The sequence below is a fragment of the Candidatus Accumulibacter phosphatis genome (genome assembly GCF_000024165.1).
GTDB classification, from domain to species: Bacteria; Pseudomonadota; Gammaproteobacteria; order Burkholderiales; family Rhodocyclaceae; genus Accumulibacter; species Accumulibacter phosphatis.
The window spans coordinates 288,994-310,908 of the sequence record NC_013194.1 but is presented as its reverse complement, the minus strand read 5'-3'; the positions used below and the strand labels follow the sequence as shown (position 1 = coordinate 310,908).

Genomic DNA, 21,915 nt, shown 5'->3' with positions numbered 1-21,915 from the left:
AGTACTCCAGTAAGGTTCATGGGCAACCCTCGCTGTCGGCCAGAGCATGGGCAGAACCCAGCAGGGCCGGCGTAGGACACAGCATCACATACGTCGGGATGGCGACCAAGTAGGAAGCGAAGCGCCCCTTGGCCTCGAAGCGGGTGCGAAAGGCTGACCGATCAAACAGGTCGCCGAGCCGTGGAATGATACCACCACCGACATACACGCCACCCTGGGCACCCAGTGTCAAGGCAAGATTTCCTGCCATTGCCCCGAGCATCGCGCACAGGGTATCGATGACTGCCCGGCAGCGTGGATCGTCCCCAGACACGGCACGGGCGACGATCTCGGGCGTCGCCAGGGGTTCGCCGGACCAGCCATCGACTTCACCGACCAGACGATACAGCAGCGGCAGGCCACTACCGGAAAGCAGGCGCTCGGCCGAGACGTGCGCGAACTCGCGCCAGGCAAGAGCCAGAATCTCCGCCTCGCGCCGGTCGCCCGGCGCCAGCGAGCAGTGTCCGCCCTCTCCCGTCAAGGCCAGCCAGCGCCCGCGCGCGTAGAACACGCCGGAGACACCGAGACCGGTGCCGGGCCCAAGGACCGCCTTCGGTGCCAGCGCGACGGCGGTCCCACCGCCAACCTGACGCAGGTCGGCGGCAGCGAGATGCGGCAGCGACAGGGCGAGAGCCGCAAAGTCGTTGAGCAGCAGCAACTGCGCCAAGCCCAGTCGGGCCATGATGTCGGCGCGCACGAAGACCCAATCGGCATTGGTCATGCGGATCACGTCAGCATGGACCGGGGCGGCCAGGGCAAGCGCGGCGGCGCGCAAGGGCGGGCTGCCGAACTCGTGGAGATAGGCCTGAACGGCCTCCACCGGACCCGCGTAGTCGGCCACCGCAAGCACGCGCACCCGTTCCGGCAGGCCGCGCTCGTCGAGCAGTGCGAAGCGGGCGTGGGTGCCGCCGATGTCGGCTACCAGCCGCGCACCGGGGATCATGGCCACCTCCGTGTGCGCTTTACTCGCCCGGCGACGCCCTGCGCGCGCGGGCTCAGGGCGCGGAGCGATGAACGATGAACAGGAATTCCGCGCGACTGGCGAGGTGGCCGATCCTGGCCACTGTGATGGTAAGGCAGTTGCGGATTCACGATGAGATACCCGGCGGCAGGGAAGCAATGGCGACGCCCCGAATCTTCGCACCAATTGCCGGTTTTATCAAAGACCCTTCCAACATCCGGCAGTATTGCCCGGATAAATCTCCCACAGCAGCTCTCGCACGCGCCTCGGTCGACTCGCGTCTCGTCCAGGCGAGGCCCCTTGTCTCCTCGACACGGTGTGCGCCAGTTCCTCCTGTCGGCACTCCAGGCCCTTACAATCGCTGCTGACGTCGGTACGCGAGGTGCCCACGTGACGCCGGACTTCCCTCGGTCGGCAGCCTGTGCAGTCACCGGCAGTGCAGGTTCGCCCCCGGTCTCCCCCCGCTTCTTGCCCAGAGGTGATCCGTGAAAGATGCGCCGTTGATCAGAACCCTTGCCGACCTGCTCGGCGCGGACCAGGTGCTGACGTCCGCAGCCGACATGTCTGCCTACCTTGCCGACTGGCGTGGTCGCTACCGCGGGGCGGCAACTTGTGTCGTCCGCCCCGCCAGTACGGCTGCCGTGGCCGCGGTGGTGCGTGCCTGTGCCGAAGCGGCCATGCCGATCGTACCGCAGGGCGGCAATACCGGTCTGTGCGGTGCGGCGACCCCCGCTGGCGATGGCCACGCCGTGGTGGTCAGCCTGACCCGCTTGAATCGCGTGCGCCAGATCGACACGGCAAACAACACCATGACCGTCGAGGCGGGCTGCGTACTGGCGACCCTGCAGGCGGCCGCGGCCCAGGCGGGACGCCTCTTCCCGCTGTCACTGGCGGCCGAGGGAAGCTGCCAGATCGGCGGCAACCTGTCCACCAACGCCGGCGGAGTACAGGTCCTGCGCTACGGGAACGCGCGTGACCTGACGCTCGGTCTGGAAGTCGTCCTGGCGAGCGGCGAGATCTGGGACGGACTGCGCGGTCTGCGCAAGGACAACACCGGATACGACCTGAAACATCTGTTCATCGGCGCCGAGGGAACGCTCGGCATCATCACCGCGGCGGTACTGAAGCTGTTTCCGCTGCCGCGCGCGAATGCCACCGCCTGGCTGGCGATCGCCTCACCGGCAGCGGCAGTTCGCCTGCTCGCGGACCTTCAGGCGCGCTTTGCTTCGACGCTGACGGCCTGCGAACTGGTCTCCGACGTCGCCCTTGGCCTGGTGCGCCAGCATATCCCGGGGCCGCATCCGGCCTTGTCGGCAAGCCCCTGGCACCTGTTGATCGAACTGTCGGCGGGTGGCGACGAGGGCGAACTGCGCGAAGCACTGGGCGCGCTGCTCGCGGAGGCTCTGGCCAGTGGCACGATCAGCGACGCCGTACTGGCGCAGAGTGGCGAGCAGGCCAGGCGCCTGTGGGCCATGCGCGAGAACATCGGAGAGGCGCAGAGAATCGACGGACTGAGCATCAAGCACGATGTCTCGGTACCGATATCGCGCATTCCAGAGTTCGTGGAACGTGCCGACCAGGCGCTGACCGAGGCGTTTCCGGGACTTCGCATCGTCGCGTTTGGGCATATCGGCGACGGCAATCTGCATTACAACCAGTCGCAAGCGGCGGCCGGCCTGAACGCCGCCTTTCTGGCCGCGCAGCCGACAGTGAACCGCATCGTCCATGATCTGGTCGACGAACTGGGCGGCAGCATCAGCGCCGAACACGGCATCGGACAGTTGAAGCGCGACGAGCTTCTCCGCTACAAGAGCCCGGTGGAGATCGAGATGATGCGTGCCATCAAGCGCGTGCTGGATCCGCAGGGCCTGATGAATCCTGGCAAGGTGCTCTGAGACAGGCGCCCCAGGCGGCCGCTTGCCCGCCGGTCGAGGCACATCGGGGCCGGCGCGTCGGCGCGGGCAGGCACCGCTCAATGAATGGTCGGCGGCTCGCCCGGTGAAGACCCGCCAAAGAGCTCGTCGACTGCGGCTTCGTCGAAACGGTATTCGCGGTTGCAGATTTCATCCCGGATGACCACCTCGCCTTGCTCGTGCAGAGCGGCATAAACCTCGGCCGGACCGAGGACGCGCAGCATGGAACGTACCTTCTGCCAGTCCTCGGGGCAGTGGTAGGCAACCGTCCGGGCGGGAAACAGGCGAACGGCTTCGTCCGGAAAGAGCCGGAGCAGCAGTTGGTCGGCGGGTAGCGACAGTATTTCGGCGGGGCGCACCGTTGCGGCGAGCGCCTCGATGCGCGCCCAGCCGTCGGCATCGCAGGCGTCGGCGCCGGGCATTCTCTGCACCAGCAGTCCGGCGGCGGCATCTGGCGTCGTGACAAGAAGGAAGCGTGACGGTAACTGGTCCGACTGACCGAGGTAGTGCTCGAAAATCTCGGCGACGCTGGTGCCGGCAAGCGGCACGATGCTCTGGTAGGGTTCGCGCATCGACGGCATGTCGAGAGACAAGAGCAGTTGCCCGTCACCGAGCAGTTCCGGAGCCGACTCGCCGGCCAGTGGCGCGCTGAACCTGGCCATGCCGCGGATGTGCAGTTGCTCGTCACAGTCGATGACCAACAGGGAAATCGGTCCGTTGCCGCGCAACTGGACAGTCAGGCGCCCCGGCTGTTTCAGCTTGCCGCCGAGCAGCAGGGTGGTCGCCGTCAGTTCACCGAGGAGGCGGGCAACGGGCGCCGGATAGCCGCGTCCATCGAGCATGTTCCGCCACACCGGCCCCAGGCGAACAAACGCACCGCTGATGTCGAGATCGTCGAAGAGAAAGCGCCACAAGCAATCACTGACCATGAGCTGTCGACATCGGCTACCTGGACTTCCCGTAAAACGGCGTTGCTGCCAGATACAGGAGGCTCTTCCAGTACGTGGGATCGATCCGCCACGCCTTGAGAAAGGCCTTGGCAGCAATGAGGCGACTGGCGCCAGGCCCGCCCTGCAGATGCCCCAGGCCAAAGCTCGCAGAGTACTGTGCCAGTTGCCGCCTGAACACGCCTGGCGCCACGCAGCGCCCATCCTGGCTGGACAGTCCCCATTGCCGTGACGCCTGCTCGAGAAGCCGGGTCCGGTAATCGAGCGCCCGGGTCACGCGTGAGCCCTGGTGGGGGTGCTGGCGATAGAGTGTTGTCGCTTCGCGCAGCTTGAGAAACTGCGAAGTTCTTGCCACCCGCAGCCAGAAGTCCCAATCTTCACTGAAGGGAAGGGTTTCGTCGAATCCCCCACTCGCGCGCACTACAGCCGAACGCGCCAGGGCCGTACTGGTGAGCACCCAGCTATCAAGAAGCATTTGGTGATAGATCCAGCCGGAAAAGTCACTGTCGATTCCCTGTGGCGCCGCCTGCGCTGCGAAACTCGCAGGCTGCGGGAACCGTCCCCCCTCGCTCTCCTGTCGCCACCAGACGAACGCTGTAAACACCACGTCGACCTGCGGGTTGTCCGCAAAAGCGGCCAACTGGTTGGCCAGCTTGTTTGGCAACCAGTAATCGTCGTGGTCGACCAACGCAATGAACTCGCCTCGCGCTTCCCTGATCCCGTGGTTGCGTGCGGCGCAGACGCCGGAGTTGGGTTGGTCGATGACTCTGACGGGTTCGCCGAAGCTACGCGCGATCGCGCCCGTCTCATCCGTGGAACCATCGTTGATGACGATGATCTCGAGCTCGGCGGCCTCTTGCGCGAGGATGCTGGCCAGGGTCTCGCCAATGTAGAGCGCACAGTTGTAGGCGGGAATGACAACTGATACTACGGGCATGTTCGGAACTCCTGGCCGGACTGGCTTCGCATCGACGATGAGTTGGCGTGCCACAAACTAAGATACGCCGAGCATCCTGTCGAGCGCCAGCTTGGCAAGTTCCCGCTCATGCTCCGGCACCTGGATCTGATTGACGACCGTGCCTTCGGCCAGATTCTCGAGCGTCCACGCCAGATGCTGCGGGTCGATCCGCTGCATCGTCGAACACATGCAGACCGTGGGAGCCATGAACTGCACGATCTTGCCTTCACCCTTCACTTCTTCTGCCAACCGGTTCACCAGGTTGAGTTCGGTGCCGACCAGCCAGCGCGTGTTCGCCGGGGCTTCCTTGATGGTGCGGACGATATGCTCGGTTGATCCGACAAAGTCGGACTGCCTGCAGACTTCGAAGCTGCATTCCGGGTGAGCGATCACCAGACCGTCCGGATGCTGGTTACGGAAGCGCAGGATATGCGCGGGCTGGAACATCTGGTGCACCGAGCAATGGCCTTTCCAGAGCAGGAGTCTGGCGCGCCGGATCTGCTCTGCCGTCAGACCCCCCATCTCGAGATCGGGATCCCAGACCATCATCTCATCCAGTGGAATTCCCATCTGGTAGCCGGTCCACCGCCCGAGATGCTGGTCCGGAAAGAAGAGAATCTTCTCCCGACGCTCAAAGGCCCAGGCGGCAATCGTCCCGGCATTCGACGAGGTGCATACGATGCCGCCGCGCGCACCACAGAACGCCTTGAGATCGGCCGCCGAGTTGATGTAGGTCACCGGAGTGACCTGCTGCTCGACGTCGAGCACCTCGCCCAGTTCGCGCCAGCAGCGTTCGACCTTGGCGAGATTGGCCATGTCTGCCATCGAGCAGCCGGCCGCCAGGTCAGGGAGAATGGCTATCTGGTCCGGCTTCGACATGATGTCCGCAACTTCGGCCATGAAATGGACGCCGCAGAAGACGATGAACTCCGACTCGGTCTGCGAGGCCAGACGCGACAGCTTCAAGGAGTCGCCGGTCAGATCGGCATACTGATAGACGTCGGCACGCTGATAGTGATGACACAGGAGAACGGCTCGGTCACCGAGGCGCTCGCGCGCCGCACGGATGCGCTGATGGCTTTCCTCGTCGCGCAACTGGTTGAAAGTGTCGAAGCTGATGGTCGCGGTTTGCATGTACAGGTACTCGAATCGATGTCAGAAGGCAATTCGTGGGCGGCGCGCGGACGATCAGCTGCGCCATGGCAGGCCGGCACGCCGCCAGCCGCCAACCTTGCCGCGCTGGCCGTTCGCATCCTTGTCGCCCTCGAAGCCTTCGAGCACGTTATAACACTCGAGATGCGCCGCTTCGCTGGCCAGGGCGGCAGCGTTGTGCGAGCGCATGCCGCTGCGGCAGATGAACATCAGCAAGGCCTCACGATCGACCTGTTGCTTGAGTTGCGCCAGAAAATGAGTGTTGGGCCGGTTGTCCGGGTAGCTCAGCCACTCGATCTCGATGGCGCCCGGAATGCGTCCGACCCAATCCCACTCGGCTCGCGTGCGCACGTCAATCAGTTTGGCACCCGGTGCCAGCTGCCAGACCTCGTGTGCCTCCTGCGGTGTCAGTGCGCCCGCGTAGGGCAGAGCAAGTTCGCTGGCGCGGGCTTGGGCGAGCTTGAGCAGATCGGTGAGTTTTCCCATGGTGGCTGGTAAATCGCCTGTCGATTGAGGTCTTGTCGAGATTAAGAGTATAAGACACTTGCTTGGTTCATAGCGGGGCGAAACGGCTCCCCGACCAGCCAGCACCACAACGGTGCGCGAAGAGCCTGTAGCGCCCCGCCGTAGTGCATCAAAAAAACCTCGACGACGGCCGGAACGTCCAGAATGCTTGTGGCACAATGAAAACCCAGCAGGGCATGGCTTGGCACGTTTTCTGCTAGTTGCCCCGCGCACCTATTTTCTATTTGTCGCCGGCCGAGCCGGCACCTGTTCTGGAGACTCTGCAATGGCAAGCCCGCAAGACGTGATCAAGATGGTCAAGGAAAACGAGGCGAAGTTCGTCGACTTCCGCTTCACGGACACCCGTGGCAAGGAGCAGCACGTCACCGTGCCGGTCAGCGCTTTTGGCGAAGACAAGTTCGAGAATGGCCACGCCTTCGACGGCTCGTCGATCGCCGGCTGGAAGGGAATCCAGGCGTCCGACATGCAGTTGATGCCCGACCCGAGTACCGCCTACGTTGATCCTTTCTTCGACGAAACCACTGTGGTCATCACCTGTGACGTCGTCGATCCGGCAGACGGTCGCGGTTACGACCGCGATCCGCGGTCGATCGCCAACCGCGCCGAAGCCTACCTGAAGTCCTGTGGTATCGGCGACACCGCCTACTTCGGCCCGGAACCGGAATTCTTCATTTTCGACTCCGTGGCGTGGAGTGTCGACATGTCGGGTTGCAACCTGAAGATCTACTCGCAGGAGGCTGCCTGGACGAGTGGCGAGAAGTCGGACAGCGAGGGTGGCACGGGCCACCGGCCGGGCGTCAAGGGCGGCTATTTCCCGGTGCCGCCGGTCGACAGCCTGCACGACATCCGCTCGGCTATGGTCCTGACGCTCGAATCGGTCGGCGTGCCGGTCGAAGTGCACCACCACGAAGTCGCCACCGCTGGCCAGTGCGAGATCGGAACCGTCTTCAGCACGCTGGTCAAGCGTGCCGACTGGACGCAGATTCTCAAGTACGTCGTGCACAACGTCGCGCACCAGTACGGCAAGACGGCGACCTTCATGCCGAAGCCCATCGTCGGCGACAACGGCTCGGGAATGCACGTCCATCAGTCGATCTGGAAGGACGGCAAGAACCTGTTTGCCGGTAACGGCTACGCCGGTCTTTCCGAACTGGCGCTCTTCTATATCGGCGGCATCATCAAGCACGCCAAGGCCCTGAACGCCATAACCAACCCTGGCACGAACTCCTACAAGCGCCTCGTACCGCACTATGAAGCGCCGGTCAAGCTCGCCTACTCGGCCAAGAACCGCTCGGCGTCGATCCGCGTTCCGCATGTCGCCTCCGACAAGGCGCGGCGTATCGAGACCCGCTTCCCGGATCCGATCGCCAACCCCTATCTGTGCTTCTCGGCGCTGCTGATGGCTGGCCTCGACGGCATCCAGAACAAGATCCACCCCGGCGATCCGGCCGACAAGAACCTCTACGACCTGCCGCCGGAAGAGGATGCAAAGATCCCGACCGTCTGCGCCAGCCTCGAAGAGGCCCTCGCCGCGCTCGACAAGGATCGCGAGTTCCTGACCCGCGGTGGCGTCTTCTCCGAAGACTGGATCGACGCCTTCATCGAGCTGAAGATGGAAGAGGTCAACAAGGTCCGCATGACCACCCACCCGGTCGAGTTTGACCTGTACTACAGCTGCTGATCGGGCGGCGGCGCGAAGAGGACGGGCTTGCCCGTCCTTTTTTTTGTCTGCCGATCGCCCCGCTCCCGCGTTTGTATTCACTTCGGTCATCCAATACACTGCGGTCTGATCACGGTTTCAAGGTTCAGGATGATGTCGGCCGGTTCATGGCCGGGGTGAATTGCCACGAGGAAATGGGACGACGATGAAACGGCAAGACCTGTGTATAGCGTTCGCCCTGCTGTCGCTGCTGGCTGTTCCGGCGCAAGCGCAGGATATCTACAAGTGCGACCTGGATGGCCGTATCACCTATTCGAACGTACCGAGCAAGAACTGCCGGAAGATCATGCTCGACCCCGTCAACCTGGCGCCTGCCAACAAGGCGGCGCCCAAGGCATCGACGTCGACACCGACACCGGGCAGTTTTCCGAAAGTGGACGACCAGACGCAGAAGTCGCGCGACACCGACCGCCGGCGGATCCTCGAAAGCGAGCTCACTGCCGAGCAGGCGAATGCCGACCAGGCGAAGAAGGAACTCGCCGAGCAAGAGGCGACCGTCTTGCCGAACGAGCGCATGCAGGGTGGAGCAATCAGTGGCGGCAAGGTGCAGGAACGACTGCAGCCGTACAAGGACAAGGTGGCTTTGCACCAGCGCAACGTCGAGGCCATCCGCAAGGAGATCAGCAATCTGCGTTGATGCCGGGCACCCGCTGCGATCTGGACACGCCTGTGACTGAGCCCTCGGCTAACCCATTTGGTGGGCTTGACCTGCTGTCGTCGGCGGTGCTCCTGCTCGACGAGACGCTGGCCATTCGCTACATGAACGCGGCAGCCGAAAACCTGCTCGAGATCAGCGGCAAGGTCTTCGCGGGCTGTCGGCTGGACAGCGTGGCCGAGTGCCCGCCGAAGCTTCTGGCGGCGCTCGACAGCGCATTGCATCACGGCTGGGCCTACACCGGACAGAGTATCGAGCTACGCGTCGCCGGCGGCGAGATCCTCAAGCTGAATTGCACGGTCAATCCCGCGGAAGCCCCACAGGCACGGCTGCTCGTCGAACTGTGGCCCATCGACCAGCAGCTCAAGGCCACCCGGGAGGAGCGCCTGGTCGAGCAGCAACACGCCAACCGCGAGTTGATACGGAACCTGGTGCACGAAATCAAGAACCCCCTGGGTGGCATCCGTGGTGCCGCCCAGTTGCTCGAACACGAACTGAACAACCCCGGCCTGCGCGAGTACACCCAGGTCATCATCAAGGAAGCCGACCGTCTGCAGGATCTGATGCGCCGCCTCCTGTCGCCGCATCGGCCGATGCAGCCGGGTCCGGTGAACATCCACGAGATACTCGAGCGCGTACGCAGCCTGCTGACCGCCGAGTTCCCAACCATCCTCGCCGTCTGTCGCGACTACGATACGAGCCTGCCGGAACTGATTGGTGACCGCGAGCAACTGATTCAGGTGTTTCTGAATGTCGCCCGCAACGCGGCGCAGGCGATCCGCTGGCAACCCGACGGCAGCGTCGTCGGCCAGGGACAGATCACGCTGCGTACACGCGTTGCCCGCCAGATGACGCTGTGCAAGCGGCGCTACCCGCTGGCTCTCGAGGTGCAGGTGATCGACGACGGACCGGGGATTCCCGAGGACATCCGGGAGCGTATGTTCTATCCACTGGTGTCCGGTCGCGAAGGCGGCAGTGGCCTCGGTCTGACTCTCGCACAGAGCTTCGTTCAGCAGCACCAGGGGACGATCGACTGCGAGAGCCGGCCGGGCCACACCTGCTTCACGATTCGCTTACCGCTCGCCTGAAATGGCTGGCCGATTTCTTGCTTGCAGTCGATGACACTTGCCAAGCTCCCCGAGGAATCGATGAAACCGGTCTGGATCGTTGACGACGATAAATCAATCCGTTGGGTCCTCGAGAAGACCCTGTCCCGTGAAAAAATCCCGTTTCAGAGTTTTGCTTCGGCAACAGAGGCGCTGGCGCGGCTCGATGCCGGCGGGGATCCTCCGCAGGTACTGGTTTCGGACATCCGGATGCCGGGTCAGTCGGGGCTGGAACTGCTGCAACTCTTCAAGGAACGCTTCCCGGCAATACCGGTCATCATCATGACCGCCTATTCCGACCTCGAGAGCGCCGTATCGGCGTTTCAGGGCGGCGCCTTCGAGTATCTGCCGAAGCCCTTCGATGTCGATCAGGCACTGGAACTGATTAGGCGAGCGATCGGCGAAAGTCTGCACCAGAGTGGTGCGCCGAACGAGGTCGGACTGATGCCGGAAATCCTCGGCCAGGCGCCCGCGATGCAGGAAGTCTTTCGTGCGATCGGTCGCCTGAGTCAATCGAGCGCCACCGTGCTGATCACCGGCGAATCGGGCTCCGGCAAGGAGCTGGTGGCGCGCGCCGTGCACCGACACAGTCCGCGCGCCGACAAGCCCTTCATCGCCATCAACACCGCGGCGATTCCCCGCGACCTGCTCGAATCCGAACTCTTCGGCCACGAGCGCGGCGCCTTCACCGGCGCGGCGGCGCAACGACAGGGTCGTTTCGAGCAGGCCGAGGGCGGCACCCTCTTTCTCGACGAAATCGGCGACATGCCCGCCGAGTTGCAGACGCGGTTGCTGCGCGTGCTCTCGGATGGCCACTACTACCGCGTCGGCGGCCACTCGCCGCTAAAGACCAAGGTGCGCATCATTGCCGCAACGCACCAGAACCTCGAAGAGCGCGTCCGTCAGGGGCTCTTCCGCGAGGATCTCTTCCATCGCCTGAACGTGATCCGCGTGCGCCTGCCGAGCCTCGGCGAGCGGCGCGAGGACATTCCCATCCTGGCGCGCCACTTCCTGCAGAAAAGCGCGCACGAACTCGGTGTCGAAGGCAAACGCTTCTCCGATGCTGCCTTGAAGCACCTGTGCTCGGTCGACTTTCCGGGCAACGTAAGGCAGCTCGAAAACCTCTGTCACTGGTTGACCGTCATGGCGCCCGGCCAACTGGTCGAACTCGCCGACCTGCCGCCCGAACTGCGCGATGCGCAGGTGTCGGCGCAGTCGGGCGACTGGGAAGACGCGCTCGCCCAGGAAGTCGACCGACTGCTGATCAGCGAGCCGGGCCACGTCCATGAGACCCTGACGCACGCCTTCGAGCGAGTCCTGATCAACCGCGCCCTGTCGCATACCGGCGGTCGGCGAATCGAGGCAGCGCATTCTCTCGGCATCGGCCGCAACACCATCACGCGCAAGATCCAGGAACTCGGGCTCGACAGCGCCGGCGCGAGCGAAGATCGGGAAGCCTCTCTGCAGCGATAATCGGCGATAATGGCGGCGTTAACCTGAATGACGAAGCCATGGACGATTCCTCCGTTACCTGCCGGATCGACCCTGCCCGACTGAAGCTCCGGCTCGCTGCGGCGAGCGACCGCTTCGCGGTCGAAGCGCTGCCCGAGTGCGTGTCGACCAGCACGCTGTTGCTGGAACGTGCCCGACAGGGCGCGCCGAGCGGAGCGCTGCTGGTCGCCGACCGGCAGACGGCCGGACGCGGTCGGCGCGGCCGCAGCTGGTTGTCCTCGCCAGCGGGCAGCCTGACCTTCTCCCTGCTCTGGCGCTTCGCGTGTCCCGTCGCACGACTGGCCGGCCTGTCGCTGGCCGTCGGCGTAGCCGTCGCGCGCGCTCTCGAGGCCAGCGGCGTGGCCGGCATTGAACTGAAGTGGCCGAACGACATCCTGCTCGATGGCGGCAAGGTCGGTGGGATTCTGATCGAGCTGGAGGCGGCGCCAGGCAGCATGCTGGCGGTGATCGGCATCGGTCTCAACCTGCAGTTGCCGGCGACTGGTGACGAGGAAATGCTGCATCCCCCGGCAGCCCTGGCGCAGGCGCTGTCGCCGGTGCCCGACCGCCATCAGCTGCTGGCGCAATTGCTGATCGACCTGGCGACCGTGCTCGATGGCTTTGCTGAAAGCGGGTTCGCCGCGGTACGCGACGATTGGCAGGCACGCCATGCCTGGCAGGGTCGTTACGTGCGTCTGCTCAACGGTGGGCTGGTCGATCGCGAGGGAAAGTGCCTGGGCGCCGATACCGACGGGGCGCTGCTCCTGAAAACGGCGGCCGGGGTTGAGCGTTGTCTCTCCGGCGACCTGTCGCTGAGGGCGGCATGATCGTCGCCATCGACGCCGGCAATAGCCGCATCAAGTGGGGGGTGAACGACGGCAACGCATGGCTCGACAGCGGCGTGCTGGCGACGGCGGACGTCGCGTGGTTGAGCGAGGCCGCTGACGAATGGCCGGCGAATGCCCGTGTGGCGATCTGCAACGTCGCCGGCCCCGAGGTTGCCGAAAGCATCAGCTCACTCCTGGCACCGCGCCATGCAACGATTTCGTTCTTGCGCGCACGCGTCGCCGCCTGCGGTGTTCGCAACACCTACGAGCGCCCGGAGCAACTGGGGGCCGATCGCTGGGCAGCGCTGATCGGCGCGCGCGGCATGCTCGCCGGCGCCTGTCTGGTGGTCTGCGCCGGCACGGCAACGACCATCGACCTGCTCGACGCCACCGGCGTTTTTCGTGGCGGGCTGATCCTTCCCGGTTTCGACCTGATGCGCACGGCGCTGGCGCACAATACGGCGCAGTTGCCGCTCGCGGAAGGCGTCTTCCGTGCCGAGCCGCGCAACACTCTGGACGCCATTTTCAGCGGCTGCCTGCAAGCCCAGCTCGGTGCCGTCGAGCGCATGTTTGCCGGCATCGCCGCCGAACCGGACGCTCGCTGTCTGTTGACGGGCGGCGGCGCCGGGAGCCTGGCAGCGCACTTGAAGGTCCCTTGCCAACTGGTGGACAATCTCATCCTCAACGGGCTGGCGCGCTTCGCCGCCTCGCCGTGAAACCTTGCCAGCGCCTGCAGACAGGAGAACCCCGATGCCTACGCACCTGTTGACCATGCTGCCCGCTTTTCTCGCCTATTTTGCGGTGGCGATCGCCCTGCTCGCGTTGTTCCTGCTGGTTTACCTGAATGTCACCCCGTATCACGAGGTGGCGCTGATTCGTGGCGGCAACAACGCGGCAGCGGTCAGCCTGTCGGGCGCGCTGCTCGGTTTCGCCATGCCGGTGGCCAACGTCATCGCGCACAGCGATACGCTGCTCGACCTGGCGTCCTGGGGAGCGATCGCCGGCGTCATCCAGATTCTGGCCTACCTGGTGGCCAGGCTGGCGCTGCCGCAGCTCGACCAGGACATTCCCGCCGGCAAGACGGCGCCAGCCATCTTTCTGGCTGTCCTGTCGCTCAGTGTCGGCCTGATCAACGCCGCCTGCATGACCTACTGACCTTTCCCTTGTCGCTTTCGCCGTTCCTCGCCGGCGCCTGAACCCCCACCCTCGACCTCAGGAGACAGCCATGGCCTTCATGGACTTCATCAAGAAACAGTTCATCGACGTCATTCAATGGACCGAGCAGGGCGACGGCGTGCTCGCCATGCGCTATCCGATGCAGGACTTCGAAATTCAGTATGGTGCGCAGCTGACAGTGCGCGAATCGCAGATGGCCATCTTCGTCAACGAGGGCAAGATCGCCGACGTTTTCGGCCCCGGCCTGTACAAGCTGACCACCCGCACGCTGCCCGTGCTCACCTATCTCAAGAACTGGGACAAGCTTTTCGAGTCGCCCTTCAAGTCGGACGTCTATTTCTTCTCGACCCGCCTGCAACTCGACCGCAAGTGGGGAACGCCAAATCCGATCACGATCCGCGACAAGGATTTCGGAATGGTCCGGATGCGCGCCTTCGGCATCTACTCGTACAAGCTGACGGATCCGCGCAAGCTGCACACCGAGGTCTCCGGAACCCGCGAACAGTACATGGTCGACGATCTCGACGGCCAGTTGCGCAATCTGGTGATCGGCTCGATGACCGACCTGTTCGGGGAATCGGGGGTACCTTTCATCGACATGGCCGCCAACCAGGACGAACTCGGCCGGACCCTGAAGGGCAAGCTCGAACCCGTCTTCGAGCGCTACGGGCTGGCGCTCGACAGTTTCGTCGTGCAGAACGTCTCTCTGCCCGAGGAACTGCAGAAGGTTCTCGATTCACGCATCGGCATGAACATGATCGGTGACCTGGGGCGCTACACGCAGTACCAGGTGGCCAACAGCATTCCGCTGGCCGCGCAGAACGAGGGCGGCATCGCCGGGATCGGCGCCGGCCTGGGCGCGGGGCTGGGCATCGGCCAGGCAATGAGCGCTGCCATGGGCCAGGCCGTCCAGGCCGGAAGCGCGCCGCAACAGCCCATGTCGCCGGCGACCCCAACCGCTGCGGCGGCCGCCAGCAGCGCCGACGAGGTCGTCGCCACGCTCGAGAAGCTGCATGGCCTCGTCGCCAAAGGCATCCTTTCGCAGGCCGAGTTCGACGTCAAGAAGGCCGAATTGCTGGGCAAGCTGGTTTGACCCGGCACGCCGGCTGACCTAGCGACGCCGCCGCCCCTTTCGTCAGCCAGTCCGCCGCGAGTTCTCTCGTGAAACGAGCCATCTGCCCCTCCTGCGGTGCGCCGGTTCTCTTCCACTCAGCCGCGTCGATTTACGCCGTCTGCGAGTTCTGCCGCAGCACCCTGCTGCGCACTGGCGAAGACCTGCAGAATCTCGGGCGGATGGCGGATCTGCTCGACGACACGTCGCGCATCCAGATTGGCAGCGAGGGGACTTTCCGCAGCCGTCACTTCCTGGTCGTCGGCCGCATCCAGCTGAAGTACGAAGCCGGACTCTGGAACGAGTGGCACATCCTGTTCGACGACGGCCGTAGCGCCTGGCTTGCCGAAGCCGCCGGCGAATACATCGTCAGCGCGCAGGTGAGCGTGCGCGAACCGATTCCGGCTTTCACCGTGCTCGTCCCCGAGATGGCGGTTACCCTCGATGGACGCCAGTTTACGGTCACCGACCTCGAGACCGCCCGCTGCATCTCCGGACAGGGCGAGCTACCGTTCCGCGTCGCCGCCGGTTACGACGTGAACACCGCCGACCTGCGCAGCAACGATCGTTTCCTGACCATCGACTACAGCGAGACACCACCGTTGGTCTTCGTCGGACAGAGCACGACCTTTGTCGATCTCAAGCTCGTCAACCTCAGAGAAGCATCCGAACCATCCGCCGGCGGCGCGCCGCAGGTCGGCGCGCGCGCCTTCAACTGTCCGCACTGTGCCGCGCCGCTGCAGATTCACTCGCCGGCGATCGAAAGCGTTGCCTGCGACGCCTGCGGCTCGATCATCGGCATCGACAACGAGAACGTCCGCTTGCTCGCGCGCGCGGCGCAGGCGCTGCGCGAGGTTCCCTGGCTACCGCTGGGCAGCCGCGGCAGCCTGCACGGCGTCGACTGGGAAGTGATCGGTTTCATGCGCCGCAGCACGACCTCGGAGGGCACCGAGTACCCGTGGTCGGAGTACCTGCTGTTCAACGCGACGGACGGGTTTGCCTGGCTGATCGAATATCAGGGCCACTGGAATTTCGCGCGCACGCTCGCCAAGCCGCCGTCGGTCAGCCGTAAGCAGCCCAAGTTCAAGCTTGACGGCAAGGAGTTCAAGCTTTTCAATCGCGGCAAGGCACAGGTGACCTACGTCGTCGGCGAGTTCTACTGGCGGGTTACCGTCGGCGAAACCTGCGCGGTCGACGACTACGTCTGCCCACCGCTGATGCTGTCGCGCGAGGTGACGGCGAAAGAAGCAAGCTGGTCGCAGGCCGAGTACCTCGAAGCGGCCGATCTCTGCGCCGCTTTCCGGATGAAGACACCGCTGCCGCGCAGCGGCGTCTATGCCAACCAGCCCAACCCGCTGGCGGAGACCCACCGCACTACCTGCAGCCTGTTCTGGAAGCTCGCCCTGGCGGCAACTGCCGTGCAACTGGCTTTCACATTTCTGTTCGCTTCGCAGCTCGTTCTGAAACAACAGCTGGTGCTCTCGCCGCAAAACGAAGAGGCGACGTTGACCAGTCAGGAGTTTGTCCTCAAGAGCCGTGCGCGCGCCCTGCTGGTGCGGCACGCCACCGACGTCACCAACAACTGGCTGTCGCTGAGCACGACGCTGGTCGAAAAGAACACCGGCGAGTCCTACCAGGGCGAACAGGAAGTCAGCCACTACAAGGGCGTAGACGATGGCGAGAGCTGGTCCGAGGGGTCGCCGTCCGAGGAAATGGTCTTCAAGGCCGTACCCGCGGGGACTTACTACCTCGTGCTCGAGTACGAACTCGGCACCGACGACGCGGCGGCGGTGGTCGACACGCTGGAAGTCGTCCGCAATCCGACCGTCTGGTCCAACTTCGTCCTGCTGCTGATCTTCCTGGCGATTTTTCCGCTGATCTCGCGTTGGCGGCGCAATGCCTTCGAAGCGCGCCGCTGGAGCGAAAGCGACCTCGGCGGCAAGGACGACTGAGATGATCAAGGCCAACTGGCTCGCCGGTCTGCTCGCCCTGGCTCTTTTCAGCCACGCCCAGTACCAGGGCTGGAGTCTCTTCGACCGCGAGGCCGGCGCGCAGACCGCACGCGTTGCCGGCACGGCTGGTCGTGGCTATCACAAGTAGGGCCGGCGCGGGCATGTGAGGCCCCCGGCAGGTCTGGTCGCGTCCTTGCGCCTCCTGCCGGGGCCGGCTGCTCATCGCACCGAGGAGCGGCCTGCGCGTAGAAATGACGGATGTCATCCCGCCGCGCGGTGAGAGAACGCGCGCCATAGCGCCGTGTGCCACCGCTTTCGGGGCGAATGGCCGGACACGTCCATTGACTCGTCGCTGTGCGGGTTACCTTTGGTCTGGTGCTGCTCCCGGCGGCGATCAGACGAGCGCCCGGGGCTGCGTACTGGCCTGCGGCAGTCGGGATCCCGTTGGCGAGTACTGCCCGCGGCAGCGGAGACGCCCCAGAGGGAGAGAGCCGGTAGAATACGCGGCGAATTGAAAGGGACGTCATGAATGCCAGAAACCCCTCGCTTGTCGACCAGCTATCGGCGATGGACGCGCGTATCCGCTTCATCATTTCGGTCATCGTCCTCGGTCTGCTGATGACCGGGCCGTTCGTGATCACGGCAATCCTGATCTGGGCGAGCGCGCAACCGGCGGAGCAGGAACTTCTCGTTCAGTTGATTGCGCCGCACCTGTCCCTCGGCGCGCTGATGACGACCTTCGGCTTCATTCTGGGTTTGCTGGTGATTCGCTATCTGTTCCGCCAGTACGTACAGGGCTTGCTCAAGATGGTCGAGAACCTGCGCCTGATGCTGTCGGCCAATCGCGATTTCCGGGTCACGCCGGAAGGCCCGCCGGAGGTGCGGCTGTTGGCCGAGGCGACGAACGATCTGGCGCAACAGCGCGACGGCCTGATGGACGACGTCGAGGCCCAGATCGCCACCGCCAAGGCCTCGGTGGAGGCCGAAAAGAATCGCCTGGCGGCACTCATGTCGGAGTTGGCACAAGCGGTGGTGGTCTGCAATCTGGACGGACGCATCCTGCTCTACAACAGCCGCGCCCGACTGCAGTTCAAGGCCCTTGCGCAAGGTGGGACGGCAATCGCCGGCGGCGCGCTGATCGGCCTGGGCCGCTCGATCTTCTCCATCCTGGAGCGGAACCAGATCGACCATGCGCTGGAAGTGGTTCGCCAGCGTTTGGACAAGGGTGCCGCCGCAGCGATCGCCAACTTCATCACGACGGCACGCGGTGGACAACTCCTGCGTGTTCAATTGGTCCCGGTGCTGGCGGCCGGCGAAGACCTGCGGCAGCGCGACATGACGGGCTACGTGCTCACCGTGGAGAACATCACCCGTAGTCTCGAGCAGGAGTCACGCCGGGATCAGGTGCTGCAATCGCTGACCGACGGAAGTCGGGGTTGCCTGGCGAACATCCGGGTAGCCGTTGGCAACCTGATGGACTACCCCGACATGGAACTCGAAATTCGTGAGCGCTTCGTCGGCATCATCAGCGATGAAGTGGTTCGCATGAGTCAACGCCTCGATCAGACAATGAGCGAGTTTGCCGATTCGCTGAAAACGCGCTGGCCGCTCGAGGACGTGCTGGGTCTGGACATCGTTGCCGCCGCACAACGGCGTATCGAACAGCAGTTGGGCCTGCCGACGAAGAGCGAGGAGATCGACGAGGCCCTGTGGCTGCGGGTGGAAAGCTTCTCGCTGGTCTTCTCGATCTGCTTTCTCGCCTCCCGTCTGATCGACAACTATCAGATCAAGGAGCTTCGCTTCCGCCTGCTGCCTTTCGGCAAGCTCGCCTACCTGGATCTCATCTGGGCCGGTCACGCGATGTCCACCGAGACGTCCTACACCTGGGAGACGGAAACCATGCAGGTCGGCAAGGAAATCTCGCCGCTGTCCCTGCGCGACGTCATCGATCGTCATGGAGGCGAAATCTGGTACGAGCGCGAAAAGGCTGCACAGCGTGCGTTCTTCCGTTTCGTCTTGCCGGTAGCCGCGCCGGACGAACTGGGGGCGAGCGAGATGATCGACGACAGCGGCGTACGCCCGGAGTACTACGACTTCGACCTGTTCCATTTTCAGGATCAGAGCATCGACCTCGACCGTCCCTTGTCGGACCTGACGTACACAGTTTTCGACACCGAGACCACCGGGATGGAACCGGCTGCCGGCGACGAGATCATCCAGATCGGCGCCGTGCGCATCGTCAATGGCCGCCTGCTGCGCAACGAGAACTTCGACCAGTTGGTCGACCCCGAACGCTTCATCCGACCCGAAGGGATCCGCATCCACGGGATCAGCGATGACATGGTGCGCGGGCAGCCGAACATCGAAGTGGTGCTGCCGGCTTTGCACGATTTCTGCAACGATACCGTGCTGGTCGCGCACAACGCCGCCTTCGACATGCGCTTCCTGCAATTGAAGGAGGAGCGCACCGGCGTGGCTTTCAGTCAGCCCGTCCTCGATACCCTGCTGCTCTCGGGTGTGCTGCATCCCAATCAGGAGTCTCACCAACTGGACAGCATCGCCGAACGGCTGGGGATCGGCATCGAAGATCGCCACAATGCGCTGGGTGACGCCTGTGCCACCGCCGAGGTGTTCCTGAAGATGCTGCCGCTGCTGGCTCAGATGGGAATCACGACCCTCCGGCAAGCACTGGAGGCTTCCGAGAAAACCTACTTTGCGCGAGTCAAGTACTAAGGCTGGGTGGCTGGGCCAGGATCCTCGGCTGCACTTGGCTGGGACACGCCGTACAGCGTCAGGAAACCCGTCGTCAGCCGACGCGAGCGAGGCAGCGACCCCGAATTGACCCCGTTTGGCAGCGCCACCTATACTCCCCCCGTTGCCACTGATCATCCACCTCTCATCGAGATTGCCAACATGAACATGAACAACAAGAGTCCCCCAAAGAGTATCGGCGTCCTCACCAGCGGCGGCGACGCCCAGGGCATGAACGCGGCCGTGCGGGCCGTCGTCCGCACCGCGCTGCATCAGGGCGCCGCCGTTTACGCCATCTACGAAGGCTATCAGGGAATGGTAGATGGTGGCGAACGCATCCGGCTACAGTCCTGGGATGATGTCGGCAGCATCCTGCATCGCGGCGGCACAATCATCGGCACCGCTCGCTGCGCCGCCTTCCGCGAACGCGCAGGGCGGCTGCGCGCCGCCCACAACCTGCTTCGCCACGGCATTGACCGACTGGTCATCATCGGCGGTGACGGCAGTCTGACCGGCGCCGACACTTTTCGCCGAGAGTGGCCCGGCCTGCTGGCCGAATTGCTGGAGAGCGGACAGATTGACGAACAGACGGCGCGCGCGCACCCAGCGCTGATGATCGCCGGCCTGGTCGGATCGATCGACAACGACATGGTCGGGACCGACATGACGATCGGTGCCGATTCCGCCCTGCACCGCATCGTCGAGGCGATCGACGCCATTGCCAGCACCGCCGCCAGTCATCAACGCAGTTTCGTGGTTGAGGTCATGGGTCGCCACTGCGGCTATCTGGCTTTGATGAGCGCCATTGCCGGCGGCACCGACTACGTACTCATTCCCGAAAGCCCGCCACCCGAGGGCTGGGAAGAACAGATGTGCGGCTTGTTGCGCCAGGGCCGCATTGCCGGCCGCCGCGACAGCATCGTCGTCGTCGCCGAGGGCGCCCAGGACCGCGCTGGCAACCCGATCAGTTGTGACTATGTGCGGCAGGTGCTCCAGGAGCGACTCGACGAGGACACCCGCGTGACCATTCTCGGTCATGTGCAGCGCGGCGGCACGCCCAGCAGCTTCGATCGCTGGATGAGCACTTTGCTCGGCTTTGCCGCTGTTCAGGAGGTGCTTTCGGCGACGCCCGACAGTGAACCGCAACTGATCGGGATCCGCCAAAACCGTATTCAGCGGGTACCCTTGATGCAGTGCGTCGAGCAGACTCGCGCCGTTGCCCAAATGATCGGCGAGCAGAACTACGCCCGGGCAATGGAGCTTCGTGGCGGCAGCTTTACCGAGATGTTCGACGTTTTCAAGGCAATCGCCGAGGCCTCACCGAGCGTGACTGCGACGACCCGCCCGCGCCGCCTGGCGATCATTCATGCGGGAGGACTGGCGCCGGGGATGAATTCTGCCGTGCGTGCCGCGGTACGCTTCGGTCGGGATCGGGGCCTGACCCTGCTCGGCGTGCGCGGCAGTTTCGAGGGCCTGCTCGCCGGCCGAATCGAGGAACTCACCTGGGGCGACGTTGAAGGCTGGACCGGCCTGGGCGGCTGTGAACTGGGCACCAATCGCCACATCCCCAGCGTCGAGGAGCTCTACGCCGTCGCGCGCGCGATTGAAACGCACCAGATCGAAGGCCTGCTGGTCATCGGCGGCTGGATGGCCTACAAGGCAGCGTACCAGTTGCACTGCGAGCGCGACCGCTATCCCGCCTTCAAGATCCCGATCATCTGCCTGCCGGCGACGATCGACAACAACCTGCCCGGCTCGGAACTCAGCGTTGGCGCCGATAGCGCGCTCAACGCCATTGTCGGCGCCCTCGATCGGGTCAAGCAGTCGGCGATGGCCGCCAAGCGCTGTTTTGTGGTCGAAACCATGGGCCGCTACTGTGGCTACCTGGCACTGATGAGTGGTCTGGCCGGTGGCGCCGAACGCGTCTATCTGCACGAGGAAGGCGTCACCCTGAAGGACCTGCAAGCCGAAGTCGAGCATATGGTGGACGCGTTCCACACTGGCCGACGACTCTACCTGACCATACGCAACGAGCGAGCCAACGCGCAGTACACGACCGACTTCATGTGTGCGCTGTTCGAGGAGGAGGGTCGCGGTCTCTTTGACGTGCGCCGTTCCGTGCTGGGCCATTTCCAGCAGGGCGGCAATCCCTCGCCGTACGATCGCATTCTGGCAACGCGACTGGCGGCGCACTGCATCAGCTTCCTGAGTGAGCAACTGGCAAGCGGCTCGGCGGATGGCGCCTTCATTGGTCTGGTCGAGGGCAAGGTCACGCTCGTTCCGCTCGGCAGGATGTCGGAGATGGTCGATTGGACCCATTTTCGGCCCAAGGAACAGTGGTGGCTGGAGCTGCGACCGGTGGTTCAAACGATGGCGCAGTCGATCGCGACGGAGGCCTGATCCAGCCGGTACCCGTGTCAGAACGCTGAAACCCGGGTCGGCAAATGAAAAAATACGGCAAGCTGAGGTTGCCGTATTTTTTTGGAGGGTGCTGGTGGTGCAATCGGATCCTGGAGCACGACTGGCTATCGGGGCATGTGAGTACTGGTGAGGAAGTGTGAGGGTGTGTGTCTGGGTAATGCGGGTGTTGGCCGGAATGCGGCGGAGCCGCAGCGAACTTCAACGCAGATC

Annotated in this window: 18 protein-coding genes; 13 read left to right on the top strand and 5 right to left on the bottom strand. The window is 64.1% G+C overall.

Going from position 1 to position 21,915, the window contains the following annotated elements:
• Positions 1-16: 16 nt before the first annotated feature.
• Positions 17-982 (bottom strand): glucokinase, encoded by a 966-nt coding sequence (gene glk / locus CAP2UW1_RS01305; RefSeq protein WP_012807061.1) that lies wholly within the window; start codon positions 980-982, stop codon positions 17-19.
• A 578-nt stretch (positions 983-1,560) separates the two neighbouring features.
• Between glk and CAP2UW1_RS01300 the strand changes: the two genes are divergently transcribed.
• The gene (locus CAP2UW1_RS01300; protein ID WP_081444262.1) at positions 1,561-2,895 is read left to right on the top strand and encodes an FAD-binding oxidoreductase; all 1,335 of its coding nucleotides are present in this window, start codon (positions 1,561-1,563) and stop codon (positions 2,893-2,895) included.
• 77 nt (positions 2,896-2,972) lie between these two features.
• Here the strand turns inward: CAP2UW1_RS01300 and hslO are convergent, their stop codons facing one another.
• From hslO to CAP2UW1_RS01280, 4 genes are read right to left on the bottom strand one after another with little or no spacing between them, the layout of a single operon-like run.
• Complete coding sequence (gene hslO / locus CAP2UW1_RS01295) at positions 2,973-3,842, bottom strand: Hsp33 family molecular chaperone HslO (RefSeq protein WP_012807059.1); 870 nt, start codon at positions 3,840-3,842, stop codon at positions 2,973-2,975.
• A gap of 16 nt (positions 3,843-3,858) precedes the next feature.
• Complete coding sequence (locus CAP2UW1_RS01290; RefSeq protein WP_012807058.1) at positions 3,859-4,797, bottom strand: glycosyltransferase family 2 protein; 939 nt, start codon at positions 4,795-4,797, stop codon at positions 3,859-3,861.
• A 57-nt stretch (positions 4,798-4,854) separates the two neighbouring features.
• Positions 4,855-5,952, bottom strand: a complete 1,098-nt coding sequence (gene nadA, locus CAP2UW1_RS01285) for a quinolinate synthase NadA (RefSeq protein ID WP_012807057.1) — start codon at positions 5,950-5,952, stop codon at positions 4,855-4,857.
• Between the two features lie 54 nt (positions 5,953-6,006).
• Positions 6,007-6,456: a rhodanese-like domain-containing protein gene (locus CAP2UW1_RS01280; protein ID WP_012807056.1), complete on the bottom strand. Its 450-nt coding sequence runs from the start codon at positions 6,454-6,456 to the stop codon at positions 6,007-6,009.
• 304 nt (positions 6,457-6,760) lie between these two features.
• Here CAP2UW1_RS01280 and glnA point away from each other — a divergent pair, with 304 nt between their 5' ends.
• From glnA to CAP2UW1_RS01225, 12 genes are all read left to right on the top strand, one after another.
• Positions 6,761-8,176 carry a type I glutamate--ammonia ligase gene (gene glnA / locus CAP2UW1_RS01275; protein ID WP_012807055.1) on the top strand — a complete coding sequence of 472 codons (1,416 nt, stop codon included), beginning with the start codon at positions 6,761-6,763 and terminating at the stop codon, positions 8,174-8,176.
• Between the two features lie 184 nt (positions 8,177-8,360).
• Positions 8,361-8,852: a DUF4124 domain-containing protein gene (locus CAP2UW1_RS01270; RefSeq protein WP_012807054.1), complete on the top strand. Its 492-nt coding sequence runs from the start codon at positions 8,361-8,363 to the stop codon at positions 8,850-8,852.
• On the top strand, positions 8,852-9,958 hold the full coding sequence (gene glnL, locus CAP2UW1_RS01265; RefSeq protein ID WP_012807053.1) for a nitrogen regulation protein NR(II): 1,107 nt from the start codon (positions 8,852-8,854) through the stop codon (positions 9,956-9,958). Before CAP2UW1_RS01270 ends, glnL begins: the two co-directional genes overlap by 1 nt.
• 60 nt (positions 9,959-10,018) lie before the next feature.
• Positions 10,019-11,449 (top strand): nitrogen regulation protein NR(I), encoded by a 1,431-nt coding sequence (gene ntrC, locus CAP2UW1_RS01260; RefSeq protein WP_012807052.1) that lies wholly within the window; start codon positions 10,019-10,021, stop codon positions 11,447-11,449.
• Positions 11,450-11,487: 38 nt separating this feature from the next.
• Positions 11,488-12,294: a biotin--[acetyl-CoA-carboxylase] ligase gene (locus CAP2UW1_RS01255; protein WP_012807051.1), complete on the top strand. Its 807-nt coding sequence runs from the start codon at positions 11,488-11,490 to the stop codon at positions 12,292-12,294.
• Positions 12,291-13,010, top strand: coding sequence for a type III pantothenate kinase (locus tag CAP2UW1_RS01250; RefSeq protein ID WP_012807050.1), 720 nt, complete (start codon positions 12,291-12,293; stop codon positions 13,008-13,010). Before CAP2UW1_RS01255 ends, CAP2UW1_RS01250 begins: the two co-directional genes overlap by 4 nt.
• Positions 13,011-13,044: 34 nt before the next feature.
• Positions 13,045-13,449, top strand: coding sequence for a DUF350 domain-containing protein (locus CAP2UW1_RS01245; protein ID WP_012807049.1), 405 nt, complete (start codon positions 13,045-13,047; stop codon positions 13,447-13,449).
• Positions 13,450-13,519: 70 nt separating this feature from the next.
• On the top strand, positions 13,520-14,563 hold the full coding sequence (locus tag CAP2UW1_RS01240; RefSeq protein WP_012807048.1) for an SPFH domain-containing protein: 1,044 nt from the start codon (positions 13,520-13,522) through the stop codon (positions 14,561-14,563).
• A 68-nt stretch (positions 14,564-14,631) separates the two neighbouring features.
• Complete coding sequence (locus tag CAP2UW1_RS01235) at positions 14,632-16,533, top strand: DUF4178 domain-containing protein (protein WP_012807047.1); 1,902 nt, start codon at positions 14,632-14,634, stop codon at positions 16,531-16,533.
• Position 16,534: 1 nt separating this feature from the next.
• The gene (locus CAP2UW1_RS25185; protein WP_012807046.1) at positions 16,535-16,681 is read left to right on the top strand and encodes a hypothetical protein; all 147 of its coding nucleotides are present in this window, start codon (positions 16,535-16,537) and stop codon (positions 16,679-16,681) included.
• A 377-nt stretch (positions 16,682-17,058) separates the two neighbouring features.
• Complete coding sequence (locus tag CAP2UW1_RS01230) at positions 17,059-19,266, top strand: 3'-5' exonuclease (protein WP_012807045.1); 2,208 nt, start codon at positions 17,059-17,061, stop codon at positions 19,264-19,266.
• A gap of 180 nt (positions 19,267-19,446) precedes the next feature.
• Entirely contained in the window at positions 19,447-21,684 is a 2,238-nt protein-coding gene (locus CAP2UW1_RS01225) for a 6-phosphofructokinase (RefSeq protein ID WP_012807044.1), read from the top strand.
• The last annotated feature ends 231 nt before the right edge of the window (positions 21,685-21,915 follow it).